17 protein-coding genes are annotated in these 13,688 nt (G+C 34.0%); 4 read left to right on the forward strand and 13 right to left on the reverse strand.

Annotated elements, in window-relative coordinates:
- The first annotated feature begins 6 nt into the window (after positions 1-6).
- Genes RBB48_RS24425 through RBB48_RS24435 form a run of 3 tightly spaced genes read left to right on the forward strand, consistent with a single transcriptional unit; the run spans position 7 to position 482 of the window.
- Positions 7-150 (forward strand): YrzI family small protein, encoded by a 144-nt coding sequence (locus RBB48_RS24425; RefSeq protein ID WP_017560126.1) that lies wholly within the window; start codon positions 7-9, stop codon positions 148-150.
- A gap of 25 nt (positions 151-175) precedes the next feature.
- Positions 176-316 (forward strand): YrzI family small protein, encoded by a 141-nt coding sequence (locus RBB48_RS24430; RefSeq protein WP_064469812.1) that lies wholly within the window; start codon positions 176-178, stop codon positions 314-316.
- 25 nt (positions 317-341) lie between these two features.
- Positions 342-482 carry a YrzI family small protein gene (locus RBB48_RS24435; RefSeq protein ID WP_064473550.1) on the forward strand — a complete coding sequence of 47 codons (141 nt, stop codon included), beginning with the start codon at positions 342-344 and terminating at the stop codon, positions 480-482.
- 247 nt (positions 483-729) lie between these two features.
- Here RBB48_RS24435 and RBB48_RS24440 read toward each other — a convergent pair whose 3' ends face one another.
- Positions 730-1,815 carry an AI-2E family transporter gene (locus RBB48_RS24440; protein WP_000837880.1) on the reverse strand — a complete coding sequence of 362 codons (1,086 nt, stop codon included), beginning with the start codon at positions 1,813-1,815 and terminating at the stop codon, positions 730-732.
- Positions 1,816-1,964: 149 nt separating this feature from the next.
- On the opposite strand from RBB48_RS24440, the gene RBB48_RS24445 reads away from it, so the two are divergent.
- Positions 1,965-2,786 (forward strand): HNH endonuclease, encoded by an 822-nt coding sequence (locus RBB48_RS24445; RefSeq protein ID WP_060487133.1) that lies wholly within the window; start codon positions 1,965-1,967, stop codon positions 2,784-2,786.
- A gap of 228 nt (positions 2,787-3,014) precedes the next feature.
- Here RBB48_RS24445 and RBB48_RS24450 read toward each other — a convergent pair whose 3' ends face one another.
- The 12 genes from RBB48_RS24450 to RBB48_RS24505 form a co-directional block, all read right to left on the reverse strand.
- A complete protein-coding gene (locus tag RBB48_RS24450) occupies positions 3,015-3,107 on the reverse strand; it encodes a putative holin-like toxin (RefSeq protein WP_001289320.1) in 93 nt (30 codons plus the stop codon).
- Positions 3,108-3,330: 223 nt separating this feature from the next.
- Entirely contained in the window at positions 3,331-4,443 is a 1,113-nt protein-coding gene (gene ssuD / locus RBB48_RS24455) for an FMNH2-dependent alkanesulfonate monooxygenase (RefSeq protein ID WP_098133257.1), read from the reverse strand.
- A gap of 163 nt (positions 4,444-4,606) precedes the next feature.
- Entirely contained in the window at positions 4,607-5,455 is an 849-nt protein-coding gene (locus RBB48_RS24460) for an ABC transporter permease (protein WP_048566196.1), read from the reverse strand.
- 16 nt (positions 5,456-5,471) lie between these two features.
- Positions 5,472-6,458, reverse strand: a complete 987-nt coding sequence (locus RBB48_RS24465; protein ID WP_306008200.1) for an aliphatic sulfonate ABC transporter substrate-binding protein — start codon at positions 6,456-6,458, stop codon at positions 5,472-5,474.
- Between the two features lie 18 nt (positions 6,459-6,476).
- Entirely contained in the window at positions 6,477-7,232 is a 756-nt protein-coding gene (locus RBB48_RS24470) for an ABC transporter ATP-binding protein (RefSeq protein WP_088608859.1), read from the reverse strand.
- A gap of 171 nt (positions 7,233-7,403) precedes the next feature.
- A complete protein-coding gene (locus RBB48_RS24475; RefSeq protein ID WP_088063766.1) occupies positions 7,404-7,928 on the reverse strand; it encodes a ribonuclease FAU-1 family protein in 525 nt (174 codons plus the stop codon).
- A gap of 165 nt (positions 7,929-8,093) precedes the next feature.
- Positions 8,094-9,149, reverse strand: coding sequence for a hypothetical protein (locus RBB48_RS24480; protein ID WP_098189762.1), 1,056 nt, complete (start codon positions 9,147-9,149; stop codon positions 8,094-8,096).
- 12 nt (positions 9,150-9,161) lie between these two features.
- A complete protein-coding gene (locus RBB48_RS24485) occupies positions 9,162-9,635 on the reverse strand; it encodes a tetratricopeptide repeat protein (RefSeq protein WP_306008201.1) in 474 nt (157 codons plus the stop codon).
- A gap of 137 nt (positions 9,636-9,772) precedes the next feature.
- On the reverse strand, positions 9,773-10,462 hold the full coding sequence (locus RBB48_RS24490; RefSeq protein WP_048566190.1) for a phosphopantothenoylcysteine decarboxylase domain-containing protein: 690 nt from the start codon (positions 10,460-10,462) through the stop codon (positions 9,773-9,775).
- A gap of 12 nt (positions 10,463-10,474) precedes the next feature.
- Positions 10,475-11,275, reverse strand: coding sequence for a BA2930 family N-acetyltransferase (gene aacC, locus RBB48_RS24495; protein WP_306008204.1), 801 nt, complete (start codon positions 11,273-11,275; stop codon positions 10,475-10,477).
- Positions 11,276-11,599: 324 nt separating this feature from the next.
- Positions 11,600-12,847, reverse strand: a complete 1,248-nt coding sequence (locus RBB48_RS24500; protein ID WP_306008202.1) for a glutathionylspermidine synthase family protein — start codon at positions 12,845-12,847, stop codon at positions 11,600-11,602.
- Positions 12,848-12,867: 20 nt separating this feature from the next.
- On the reverse strand, positions 12,868-13,479 hold the full coding sequence (locus RBB48_RS24505) for a hypothetical protein (protein WP_088063770.1): 612 nt from the start codon (positions 13,477-13,479) through the stop codon (positions 12,868-12,870).
- Positions 13,480-13,688 lie beyond the last annotated feature (209 nt).

Below are 13,688 nucleotides of genomic sequence, written 5' to 3' on the forward strand. Positions count from 1 at the left end.
ACCTTCATGAAATTCAAAGCATTCTTTTTAACAATCACCATTCAAAAACGTAAGCTTTCTCAAAGTGAGATTTTGCGTGAGCAACACATTCAAACTATTATGGACGAAGTGAAAGAGCACCAAGCTTCTTATTACAGCCGTCTTTTCTAAATAACTTTTAAAGGGGAAAAAACAAATGAAATTTAAAGTATTCTTTTTAACGATCACCATTCACAAAACTAAGTTCTCAGACAGTGAGATATTGCATGACCATCAAATTAATAAAGCTATGGAGGATGTAAAAGAACGTCAAAGTCACTACTGTAGCCATCTATAATTCCTTTCGAAAGGAGGAATGTATCATGAAGTTTCACCTTTTCTTTTTAACAATTACAATTCAGAAAAAAAACTATTCTGATGCGGAATTAAAACAAGAACAACAATATAAACAGGTTATAGACGAAATTCGAGATCGTAGAAGCAAGTACTACTCTCATCTATAATCTTTTAAAAATATAAAATTTGAAAGGGGTCGATTATGATGTTGCTAGCACGCTGTAAGGAAATGATTTGGATAGTTCAGAGGGATTCCACATAACATAATTTTTATTGGGGCTATATCATACAAGTTTATCATTATATTTGATATGTAATAAATATATAATAAAAGTTTATGCATACACTTTTTTACATTGATTAACAAACAAAAGATACACCACTTAAAAAGCGGTGTATCTTTCTCAACTTATACTATTTTCGATTACTTCGTTTCGTCTTAAACAATCTCACTAAGTTCGATACAACTGTTTTTGTTACTGCATAAACTGGTACTGCCAAAATCATTCCGATAATTCCCGCAAAGTTACCTACCCCTAAAATTAAAATAATAATTGTTAACGGATGGATATTTAATTTTGAACTCATAATACGCGGTGAAATGATGTTACTTTCAAACTGTTGTACAATTGTTACGATAATAATTACGTACAACGCTTGCATCGGAGATACGAACAGACCTACAATAACAGCTGGTGCTGCACCGATAAATGGACCTAGGTTAGGAATGATATTTGTAAATGCTGCTATAATTCCTAAAACGAAAGCGTACGGTAAATCGATAATTAAATAACCGATAAAAGTAAAAGCACCTACAAATATACAAACGAGCGCTTGTCCTTGAATATATGCAGATAATGTTTCGTTCGTTTCCTTAATGATACGAAGTCCTTCTTCACGGTAAGACTCAGGTAATAGACTAACTGCTTTCCCTGGAAACGCATGTCCATCTTTAAACATATAAAATAAAATAAACGGTACTGTAAAGATAACTAATGCGACGTTCGTTATAATACCAAATAAAGCCGTTGCACTCGACGTAATTGTGTTTGGTATATCCTTTAAGTATTCAATTGCATTTTTTTCAATTGTTTCAATGGAAACATAGTTTTGTGTAGATAACCATTCAAACAATCTATGATGGGATAAATCTTGTATGTATAGTTTTCCCTCTTTAATATAACCGGGCATATTTTTTACTAAATCCATTAACTGTTGCGAGATCGTTGGAACAACTACCCCAACTCCAACTGCAGTTAATGTTATAATAAAAAGATATAACAGTAAAATCGCTAAATTTCTAGGTACTTTTTTATTCTCCAAAAAGACTAACAATGGGTTAAATATGAAGTATAAAAATAACGCGATTAAGATTGGGAAAAACAACGTTGATATGAAGATACCAATCGGTTGAAATAGAAACGATATTTTTGTGCAAATAAATATGATCGCTACAACCATTAGCACTTCTAATGTCCAAAAGTGCACTTTCGATTTCAAAAAAACGTCCTCCTTTAAACTAGCACTTCTCTTCATTGTACCAAAATAAGCAAGAATTTCACATAATATTTTCCTTTACAATATTCCAAAATACCAATAAATACACTACAATGAGATTACATACAAATTTGCAGGTAAAGGTGATAAAAATGACACAATGCATCATATGCAGAAAAGATACGAAAGAACTTAGTGAACAATATGTCATCCCCGAAATATTATGTGGATATTATTTCACAAACTCAATTTGTGATACTTGCCATGAACAAATGACAGCAAATATTGATCGCCCCTTAATTCGGCATAAATTAAGTCAATTTAAGATTGAGCAAATGAAAAAACAAATTGATTCCCCGCTCTATACGAATGAACATGGTGAGGAACTTGCGGCTGCTGAGACAGATGTTGTTGAAGTAAGTGATGAAATACTTTATTCCAATGCATTAATTATGAAACTATGTAAAAAGCACGATATTTCGCTACATAATGAAATTTGGAAAGAAGAACGTGTAACGAAAGTAGCTAGCTCTATTCAACGTGAATTACTTTTAGATAACCGTAAATACAAAATGAGTGTATTAAAAACAGCTTATACTTTCGCTGTCCAAGCTGTTGATGGCTATTTTGAAGATCCAGATGCGATTGTTATTTCTAACATTCTATCAAATGCCGATTTTATGGAATTAAAAGAAAAAAGTATAGTTCGCGATTTAAGTAAAAGTTCTTTATGGAATACATTAAATACAAATAGCGAGAACCATTACTTTATTTTATTAAGTGATAAAGATGGCCTGTTCTGTTTCATTCGTCTATTTGATATATTTGACGTTGTCGTTCATTTATCAGAAAAGAGATATGAACTTTCATCTCCAATTGTCGGCGTAAATGATGTAAATAGGCAGGAATTTTATGTCCAAACTTTAAAACAGTATATGGATGGGCTATTTAAAGAAAAAAAACCTACTATTTAATCGAAATCAGAACATACGGTCTCCTTTCTTGATGAAAAGACACTGTGTTATAATAAGTATGAAAAGAACAATACAATCACATAAACCAATTATTAATTGTAAATAAATAAAAAAGACCAGTGTGCGGCTACACACTAGTCCACGTAACTTAGCAGATTGGATTGTTCATTTATCCTATTTGTTTCTTACAAACAAAACAACCCACATTCTATTGGCATAGGTGGGTTGTTATTTTTTGAGCTTGTCTATTAAAACGACGACGAACGTTAACAATGCAACGAGAAACAGTCCACCCTGCAGTAGCAACGCTATTTCACTCACGTATTATCACCCCCCTCCTATTTGGAGAAGTGATAATTGAACAACCAACCGTACCTTAAGTTACTATTTAATTTTACCATATTTTCTAATAGTTTACGACGAAAACCCGCAAGTGAAATACTTGCGAGTTTTTTTATCCCGTATTAACAGGCAGTAAACAAAATGAAGCAAAACATAAGTGAAACTGCCTGTTAATAGCCGATTGGTTCAACTTTATTTCTCACTATTTTTTTAATGCATATGCATCAGCTATCATTTCACCAACAATTTTATTTTCTTGTTCCTTCTCGTCTTTCAATAAAGGAAATAACAGTTCTGCCACTTCATATGCCTCTTCTAAATGGGGGTATCCTGATAATACAAACGTATCAATTCCTAACGCTTCATATTCTTTTATTCTTTCTGCTACTGTATGCGGATCTCCAACAAGCGCAGTGCCAGCACCACCTCTTACAAGCCCAATTCCAGCCCATAAGTTAGGACTTATCTCTAACGACTCTCTCGTTCCTTTATTTAAATGTGTCATTCGTTTTTGTCCAACTGAATCATATCTTGCAAATGTTTTTTGAGCGAGCTCAATTGTTTCATTATCTACATATTGAATTAACCTTTCAGCCTCTTCCCATGCTTCTTCTTCTGTCTCTCTTACAATTACGTGTAGTCTAATACCAAATCGTACGTTACGCCCCTTCTCTTCCGCAAGTTTTTTTACTTCATCTATTTTCTCTTTCACTTGCTCTGGTGGCTCTCCCCAAGTTAAATATACATCACTATGTTCAGCCGCAACTTCTTTACCTGCAGCGGACGATCCGCCAAAATAAATTGGTGGATACGGTGTTTGAACCGGAGGAAATACAACTTTACTCTCCGTAACTTTAATATGTTTTCCTTCTAAAGAGATCGTTTCACCTTGTAATACTGACTTCCAAACCTTTAAAAATTCATCTGCAACTTCATATCTTTCATCATGTTCAAGATACAATCCATCACCTTGCAATTCAACAGGATCTCCTCCAGCTACTACATTAATAAGTAATCTCCCATCTGAAATTCTATCAAATGTAGATGCCATCCTCGCTGCAACTGTCGGTGACATTAACCCTGGTCTAACTGCTACTAAAAATTTTAATTTCTCTGTCTCAGCCGCAAGAGCTGATGCTAACACCCATGGATCTTCACAACCTTGACCAGTTGGAAGTAATACACCAGTATATCCTAAATAATCAGCTGCCTGTGCAACTTGCTTATAATAACCATATTCAGCTGCTCTTCCTCTTTTTGTCGTTCCTAAATATCGACCATCTCCATATGCCGGAATAAACCATAATAATTCCATATCTTTACACACCCCTTATTTATTTTGAAACGTATACTAACATACTCTATATAAATTACCCCTAATAATTTACCCCGCTATTTGCGGGCAGTAAGATCCCGATTGGTGAGGGCTGATAATCAGTGGGGGATGTCCCCTACTGATTAAAGTTTCACTTTATATGTTAATTCCCTGTCTCTCCTTTAAAATTATCTCGCCATCTTAAAAACTTCACTTCTAGTAAACGTACGAGTGAATCAGAAAACTTTCCAACGAATGCAAAAATAATAATGCCGACAAATACGATATCTGTATTTGAAAATTGCCTTGCATCCATAATCATATAGCCGATACCTTCTGTAGACCCCATAAGTTCTGCTACTACTAAACTCACCCATGCAACTCCTAATGATAATCTTGCTCCGAGTAATAGGTTCGGCAATGCTGCTGGTAAAATTAATTTTGTAATTAATTTTCTTTTACTAAACTCTAACACTCTGGCAACATCGAATAACTTTGAATCTACACCTCGTATCCCTAAAAACGCGTTTACGTATAGAGGAAAAAATGCACCGTCCGCAATTAATAATACTTTCGATGTTTCTCCAAAACCGAACCATAATACGAAAAGTGGCGCAACAGCTAAATGAGGTACAGTTCTTAACATTTGTACAGATGGATCTAAATATTGCTCACTTCTCGTTGAAAATCCAACAATCGTTCCTAAAATAATTCCTAAACTCCCGCCGATAAAGAAACCAGCCGCAGCCCTAAATACACTGATACTTAAATGACCGAATAACTCTCCTGTTTTAATAAGTTCTTGAAAAGCTAGTAATATATCTAATGGCGTTGGTAAAACTGTTTTAGAAACTAAATCGAATACGCCGGCTAACTGCCAAATAATTAATACGATAATCGGTATAGTAATCGCTCTTACTAGCACTTTTACATTCGTCTTTCGCACTTTCTTTACATTGTTTTTGCCAATCGTTATACTCGCCCTTTTCATAACAGCTTTCGTATTCTCCAATTTACAAAACCTCTTTTCATTTCGCCTTTAATGCTTTTTCTACGAAAGAATTATCTACAACTTTATCTGTTTTGATTTCTTTCTTTATAGAGCCGAGCTTATATTGAAAATCCGCTGACTTTTGCTGTTCGGCTATTATTTCTTTCGTTACCGGAACTAAAATTGGTTTGTCGTGATCAAACACTTCTTTTACAATTTCTTCATCTATCTTCTTTGCAGAAGTATATATTTTTATCGCTTCATCTAAGTTTGACTCTTGCCATACACGTGCTTTTTCATAAACTTTAAGGAATTTCTCAACTAATTCTGGATGTTCCTTCGCAAATTTTGTTCTCGCAATTAAAAACTCTGGTGAAGAAACATTTAATAGTTCACCATCTGCAATAACCTTTGCCCCTTTATTTAACGTATGTAGTGAAATGAATGGATCCCAAATGGCCCATGCATCTACTGATCCGGATTCAAATGCCGGCTGCGCTTCATCTGGTTGCAGTTGAATGACATTTACATCTTTCGCATTTATACCTTCTTTTTCTAATGCTCGATATAATAAATTAAATGCGCTACTTCCTTTTGCTACTGCAATTTTTTTACTTTTTAAATCTTTTACACTCGTAATCTTGCTATCTTTTTGTGCAAGAATCCCTGTTCCTTTTCTCGCATAACTTGTATTAGCAATTTCAGTAAATTCAATACCTGCAGCTTGCGCTGAAATAACTGGGGAGTTCCCCACTTCACCAAAATCCAACCGATTTGATGCGATTGCCTCAAAATAAGGAGGTCCGCTTTGAAACTCTGTCCATTTCACCTTAACTCCTTCTTTTTTTAACTCCTCTTCAAACCACCCTTTTTTCTGTGCCAGTAAGAGCGGGCTTAATCCTTGCTGTATACCAATTTGTATTGTTACCTCTTCTTTCTTACTACTTGCAGTGTTTTTTTCACATCCTAATAAAAGTAAAGATATAACTAATGCAAAAGAAAGAACCTTACATTTTTTATACATATATAATCCACCCTTTTCCTATATACTTGTTTGAATCAGTCCCCCGTGTTCAAACTGATGTAGCACCTTCGTTCGAAGTTGTTGGAACGATTGAGAAGTTTTATTTCGCGGATAAGGCAAACTATTTTCAATAACTTTATGTATTTTCCCAGGCTTTGCACTCATGATGATAATTCGGTTTGAAAGATATATCGCCTCGTCTATATCATGAGTAACAAATATCATTGTCGTTTTCTTTTGTTCCCAAATGTTCAGCAGCACTTCTTGCAAATGACTTCGAGTAAAAGCATCCAGTGCCCCAAATGGTTCATCAAGTAATAATACATTCGGATCTCTTAATAAAGCCCTCGCAATCGCAACACGTTGTGACATTCCGCCTGAAATTTCTTTCGGATATGATTTTTCAAAACCATCCAATCGAACGATTTCAACCCATTCCTTTACCTTGTCTTTTACATACTTATCTTTTAACGACAGATCTGCAGCAACATTTTCTTCAACTGTTAACCACGGAAATAAACGATGTTCTTGAAAAATAAAACCTTGTTTTTTACTCGGTTTTACAATTTGCTCTCCATCGATGATAACTTCACCTTCAAATTCGTTATCTAACCCCGCAACAATTTTCAAAAGCGTACTTTTCCCACAACCACTCGGTCCGATTACAGTGACAAAATCACCTTTCTCTAATTGAAAATTAATATCTTCTAATACTTGAACCGTACCAGTTTGTTTCGAAAAATATTTTGATACCCCATCAATTGAAACAGTCACTTCTTCCCCTCCTTGAAATGATTCATTTAAATGAATAGATTCAGCATTTGTATAATAAAAAAACCAAAGGCATTTTATCAATAGATAAAATGCCTTTGGTTTCTCCAATCAGCAATACGTTATAGAATTAACTACATATTATACAAATATTTCCGATAAGTCAACTAGGTTTTAATGAACGATATTTATTTTTTTATAAAGAGTAGCAGTTTCTGAAATGATTTTTGGAAGTGACTCTTGAATTGTGTTTTTGACTGTATGAAGAGCCTTTTCTACATACCCGTCTTCAAATTGTTCTAACGACTCAGGTAATTCATCCTCATCCAATATAAAAAATTCTCCACTTGGAAGTATCATAATATCAAGGATTAAATCTTCAAAGGATACCACTTCATCCGTTATACATGTATTCTTTACAATATTAAAATACGAACCTAGATACCCCCCATCCTGATCTCTCCAAACGTATAAATTATATGGAAGATTTACCCAGTAATATGCAACTGTATAACTTCCTTTCGGGATTGTTAACTTCTTATCGTTTGCTGCCATTGTAAAAGAATACTGTACTTCATGATATAAAATAATTTTGTCCTGCTGCGCTTCTATTAGTAAACAAGCATGATCTATAGTTGTACCATCATATCGGATTTTTCTTTCAATAATTTCAATGTCTGACGTACGTAAGCAACTCATTTTTTATTTCCCCTTTTATTTTAGTTCTTTCATTATACCCCTTTATATTTCCACTAAGAAAACGTTCAGTTAATTTGTTTCTTGTTTTTAAAGATAAAATCCATATAATCTCATTTTCTACTCCACAAAAAAGCCCCTTCTAAATTAGAAGGAACTCCAATAGTATTATTCATGTTTCAACTTTTCCGTAACCATATCATAAAACTTCCGTTCCTCATCAACATTTAAATGAACACGACTTACTGTTTTAGAAAATCCATATAACAATTGTGCTTTCACTGGCTCTTTTAGCGTTATTTCAAATGTCGGAGGTTCCTTTATAAATTCCATCACAGTTGCGTCAAGAACCTCTTTCTCTTCTTCTTTCTTTAAAGGTTTGCCTTTATAAAACGCAATTTTATCAATTTGTGTAAATGGTATAACAATTTTCTTTCCTAATCCGATTTGAATGATTACTCGTTCTTCTGTAACAATAATTGGATTTTTACGCATTGCTTGTATTTCAGCTAAAAAATAAAACATTGCGTATGCGTTTAAAATAAGTAAAATCCATGCTACTACTGGATTCCATTGATGAAGTAAATAATGAAAACCAATACTTTCTATTATGGTCGCATGAATGATCATGATATATACACCTATTGCACCGGTCTTTTTGTGATATGAGTATACGGATTCACCTTCCGGTACTTTTATATGCCACGATAAAAATGCATAATAGATTAACTTACACTCTGTTACAATGATATCTACTAATTTATTTCTTTTCATAGTAGCATCAAACGCTGCATCAATCGCATAAGAAAATGAAGAATATTCTCTTCTATATTCTTTATATCTTTTGATTGTATTAGGAAGTACTTTAACGATTTTATACAACAGGAATAGTTCTAGACCTACAAAAGCAATTTCTCCCGCAACTATAATATAAGAAACGTTTGAAAAAGCTTGTAAATAGTCACTTGGAATAATAAATCTCGCAAATATATATCCAGCTATTACGACAGGAAATATATACGTTAGCGAGTATCTTTTTCGAATAATAAAGAAATATGTAATAACCGGAATTACAAACATACAATCTAACAAAGAACCAAGCACTACTTCTTTCGGAGCGGCTGGTACAATCGGAAGGGCATACAATAAATAGTTTGATAACAAGATGAAAGATACGAGTCCAATCCAAATGCCTTTTCGCCTTCGTGATAGTGTGGCATTCATACGTTCACTCCTCTATTTAAAAACCTCGTTTAAATGATTTTTATAAAATGTAATCGCACGTTCAAATTCTTTAACTTCGTCTACTTTTATAACCGTTTCAAGTAATAATTTCATCGCGGATTCATGATCGTTAACGTTATATTTTGCTAATGATAAAAATACTTTTATCACGTCATTATCCGGAAACTGCTGCAAACCTGTTTCTAAAACTGTAATTGCTTTGTCATACTCACCTATACAACGATATGTACTTCCAAGACCGATATATGCACCGCAAAGTGACTCACCATCAAGACCATTTGCAATTGCCTGTTCATAATACGGCACAGCGTCTGTTTCAAGTCCCATTACATCATGTATCCAGGCACATTGAAAAAGCACTTCTGCATCCCGCGTAAAATTGGTTAACCCCATTAGTATCTCTCTAGATTGCGCATATTTCTTTTCATTTCTTAGTTTAATCGCTTGCTTTAATAAATGTTCCATAGAATCCACTCCTCACCAATTATTTTATGTATCCATCTTGAATGGTTAACGTTTGTGTAAAAGTAAAATTCCCATAAATTAAAGTTTCGCTTACCTATATATACTATGCGGATTCACTCTTATCCAAATACTTAAAATTATAAAGCAGTAATGTGATTACATAGTACCTCTAACCTTTTGACAATTTCTTTCGCCGTTTCATCTTTCCCATTACATAACTTCCCTTTACCGTCCTGTCCAATTACGTAGTGCACCGCTCCACGTGAATATAAAGAATGTGGTGAATTTGCAATCATTACATTTGCCTTAGATTCTTTCATTCTATTTTTCGCTCTTTCAAACAATTCTTCTTCATTTACATCACTTTCAAGTTTAAAGCCAACGAGTACGGTTTCTGGATCCCACTCTTTTATTTGCTTTAATACTTTTGGAGCCTTTTGAAAATGAATAATTGGCGCTATATCACTTGAAATTTTCCCATTCATATTAAGAACATTACCATCTTGATCACAAATTTTGTCTACAACCCAATCTGATCCAGCCGCTGCCATAATGACCGCATCGACTTTTTCATGTGTAATTATGCTTTTCATTTTATCTTGTAAATCAACAATTCCTTCAAATGGGTGTAATTCTAATTGATTGTTTACATCGTTCGGTTTCTCAGCGAAATAACCGTGTAAATATATAACATGTGCTCCTTTACTTATAAACTCTTCAGCGATTATTCTACCAATTGTTCCTTTTGCCATATTCGTATGACCACGCACTTGGTCCCATTTTTCTAAACAACCACCACTCGTAATTAATACCTTTTTCCCCTTCATTGTAACCATCCCTTACTGATTTTTCTTACGAAACCATTCTGTTCCAAAGTCAACTATATCTCGTTGCTTCATAAGACGGCACGTTGCATTTCCTATTTTTCCATTTGTTACAGTTCCTTTTCGCTCAAACTCTACACCGATTTCTACAAACTTATCAGAATCGTAATCCATATCAACAAACTCTTTCCATACTCTTGCACCATTCTCTATAATTGGTGCCCCTACTTTTATTAACTCACATGCACCAGTACGTACTTCAGATAAATGTACAGACGTATTTGAATCATATCCAACACCAATTAATAATATGTATCCATCTAAATCGTATATTTTTCTTAATGGAGATTCCTCTCCTAAACTCATTGATAGCGACTGATTCATCATTATTTCTTCCGCATGTTTTCCCCATGCAGCAAAACTTCCTAATGGATGGTTGCTACGTACTACATTCGGATATGTACGAAAACATTCAACTACTTTTCCCATTGCCCTTGTTGGTGTTATATGTGGCTCAAACGCCGGGACGTTATCTCGAATAATTTGCCACCATTCTTCAGGTACAGGTGGTCTTGACCAATGTTTCGGATCAGATAAATCCGAAGATTGAGTTGGCATAATAATTGTTCCCTCTTCCGTAATAACTTTCATTAACGCCTCTACTACCGCAACGGCTCCGCCAGATACCCAGCCAATAGAACTGAGCGAAGAATGCACAATAACCGTCATTCCTTTTTCTAACCCTAATTCTCTTAAATCATTTGTAATTGTTTTGATTGTATTTGGCAATTGTGTACTTGCCACTATGTCATTCATTTTCACGATTGTTCCCCCATTTTTTAAAACTAATACATACATATATTATCATATTTTTCTTAATTTTTAACTTAATCATTTCTGTCACTTCAAAAAAAGGTTATAAATTCACATGCATAATAATCAAATGACAATATATCGATCTCAAATAACAATAGCAGATAAATAAAAAAACTTTATTCTCTTTTCTACTATTTGAACTAATTTGCTTAATTACATACGTTTTTTCAGTATGAAGAAAAATAAAAGTGATACGTCAAAACAATACAAACACTATATATAAACGAAAGAGCCCATCACAACTGATAAGCTCTTCCGTTTCATTTACCCTTCAATTGTAACCCCTGTAAACATCGATAAGTTTCCCGTTATTTTCTCGCCTACACGTAAAAATAACCCTGCGGCTCTCCCGCTAATACAGTGTGAACCAATTAATAGTTTACCAGTATACGGACCATCCCATGTGTCAATTGTATAGTCAGGCATTTCTATGTATTGCTGATATATTTTCCGTTGTTCAAAGTAATACTTCGTTTTATCTTCAGCCAATAGTTCATCATTTTCGTATATAGATACTCCTCCGCCTTCACGGCCGTATAAAGGTTTAGAAACATATGATTCATTTCTTTCTATAAACGGTTTATTTGTAAAATATGTTGGCAAGAAGTAGTTCTGAATGATTTTTCGCTCTTCTTTCTCAAAGAAAACTCCCTCTTCGAACAGTTGCCAAATTAATGCGAGTACACTTTTATTTTGCATAAGAAAAGAAGCAGGTGGATTAATAATTTTCACTCTTCCTTGCGCTATATGATCTAAAAGCTGAAGTCCAATTCTTTTCCCATTTTTATCGGTATCTGAAACTAAATATTCAATTGGATATAGTCTATATAAATAATGGATTCGTTCGCCACTTGGCGTATATATACCATCATCTGTAACGACGATATCTTGTATTCCTATATAGTCTGTTGATTGATCTAAGCAATAGCTTCTTAAAAATTGAACTGTTTGATAATCTTCATCGTGCCAATCATAACTAGTAAAATATATCGTCTCTTCAGGACCTATATTATAGTCATGTTTAATTTGTTCCCACGCCTGCACAATATGCTCTTCTATATGATTTGGGTGATTCACGTCGTGATAACGGCATAACACTTCATTTGCGACAGACGGCTCTAAATAACCTGTTGGTGTGTCACAATTTACTTCTATTAACTTTATATCTTCACCATTTACGATAAAGTCAAACCTTGTAAAATATGAAAACAAACCAATATGTTTCATTCTCGCAATTTCCCACGTTTCAGCTGGAAATCCTAGTTTTTGAAAATCTTCTGTTGTATTGACAATATATTGATACGTTCTATATAACACGTACATAACTTCCTCTGTCGCTTTTGAAATAGCAGTATAAGTTTTTACTGGCATACGATACATACCTGTTGCCATATATTGATTCCATTCTTCATTTTCTAATAGACTCGGCCACGTAAAACCATTCCGACCAGCCTCTTCCGCAAGTGAAAACCATACTTTCATATACTCTTTCTGCTCTTGTTCTGTATACATGATCCTATTATCCTTTCGTGTTATGATCCGGCTGGCGCTTTTGCGTTTCCAATTCCACTTGAACCAGAATTCACTTTCGGCGTTTGAGTAGTAGATGATTTCGGCGTATTTGTATCTGGCGTCACTTTATTTGAGGAATTGGGCTGTTGTTTGTTTAAATCTACTTTATTGGAAGAATTATTGTTGTTACTGTTAGTTCCACCGTAGTATCCTCCACCACCGCTGCCACCAGTTCTACTTTGGTCTTTTTCACGATATGGAATAATATTATTTGCATACGGTTTTTTCATTACATTGGGTTTTGCTGAATAATTCATATTTGAAGTTCTGCTTGCTAATAAATATCCCGCTACGAATGGCAGTATCGGTAAATGTGAGTTTTCATTATACGATGAAAACGATGGATTAATTTCCTTGCATAACTCATCATTTTCTACATTTTCATTGGTAGGAGTTTTATCATCACAATGTAAAGTTTCTTGTTCATTTCCTTGTTTTCCACCATCCGTTTTAACAGCAGTACTTTCTTGTTGAGCAGTATCTTCTTCATAATCGCCACATCCAGTTAATAAAAAAGATGATACCCCTATTGAAGTAGCAATTTTTATAAATTTACTTTTATCCATTCTCATGTGTTATACACCTAATTTCTTTTATCTATATTTTTCCAGATACCTTTATTATATAATGTAAATCTTACTTTTTTCAAACTATACCTTAGATGTACATTTGCATATTTTATGCTTTTTATTCCATGAATAAAAACAAACTATCATTAGATTATAATTTTATTTATAGACTATAATAAATTGAAAGACGACCTAATACCTGGGTCGTCTTT

Source organism: Bacillus sp. MMSF_3353, from assembly GCF_030733445.1.
Lineage (GTDB): Bacteria > Bacillota > Bacilli > Bacillales > Bacillaceae_G > Bacillus_A > Bacillus_A wiedmannii.

Bases quoted from the DNA above. Each gene is read 5' to 3' on its own strand.
- RBB48_RS24425 (WP_017560126.1), top strand. From the start codon at position 7: ATGAAATTCAAAGCATTCTTTTTAACAATCACCATTCAAAAACGTAAG.
- RBB48_RS24430 (WP_064469812.1), top strand. From the start codon at position 176: ATGAAATTTAAAGTATTCTTTTTAACGATCACCATTCACAAAACTAAG.
- RBB48_RS24435 (WP_064473550.1), top strand. From the start codon at position 342: ATGAAGTTTCACCTTTTCTTTTTAACAATTACAATTCAGAAAAAAAAC.
- RBB48_RS24445 (WP_060487133.1), top strand. From the start codon at position 1,965: ATGACACAATGCATCATATGCAGAAAAGATACGAAAGAACTTAGTGAA.
- ssuD (WP_098133257.1), bottom strand. From the start codon at position 4,443: ATGGAATTATTATGGTTTATTCCGGCATATGGAGATGGTCGATATTTA.
- RBB48_RS24465 (WP_306008200.1), bottom strand. From the start codon at position 6,458: ATGTATAAAAAATGTAAGGTTCTTTCTTTTGCATTAGTTATATCTTTA.
- RBB48_RS24475 (WP_088063766.1), bottom strand. From the start codon at position 7,928: ATGAGTTGCTTACGTACGTCAGACATTGAAATTATTGAAAGAAAAATC.
- RBB48_RS24480 (WP_098189762.1), bottom strand. From the start codon at position 9,149: ATGAATGCCACACTATCACGAAGGCGAAAAGGCATTTGGATTGGACTC.
- RBB48_RS24485 (WP_306008201.1), bottom strand. From the start codon at position 9,635: ATGGAACATTTATTAAAGCAAGCGATTAAACTAAGAAATGAAAAGAAA.
- RBB48_RS24490 (WP_048566190.1), bottom strand. From the start codon at position 10,462: ATGAAGGGGAAAAAGGTATTAATTACGAGTGGTGGTTGTTTAGAAAAA.
- aacC (WP_306008204.1), bottom strand. From the start codon at position 11,275: ATGAATGACATAGTGGCAAGTACACAATTGCCAAATACAATCAAAACA.
- RBB48_RS24500 (WP_306008202.1), bottom strand. From the start codon at position 12,847: ATGTATACAGAACAAGAGCAGAAAGAGTATATGAAAGTATGGTTTTCA.
- RBB48_RS24505 (WP_088063770.1), bottom strand. From the start codon at position 13,479: ATGAGAATGGATAAAAGTAAATTTATAAAAATTGCTACTTCAATAGGG.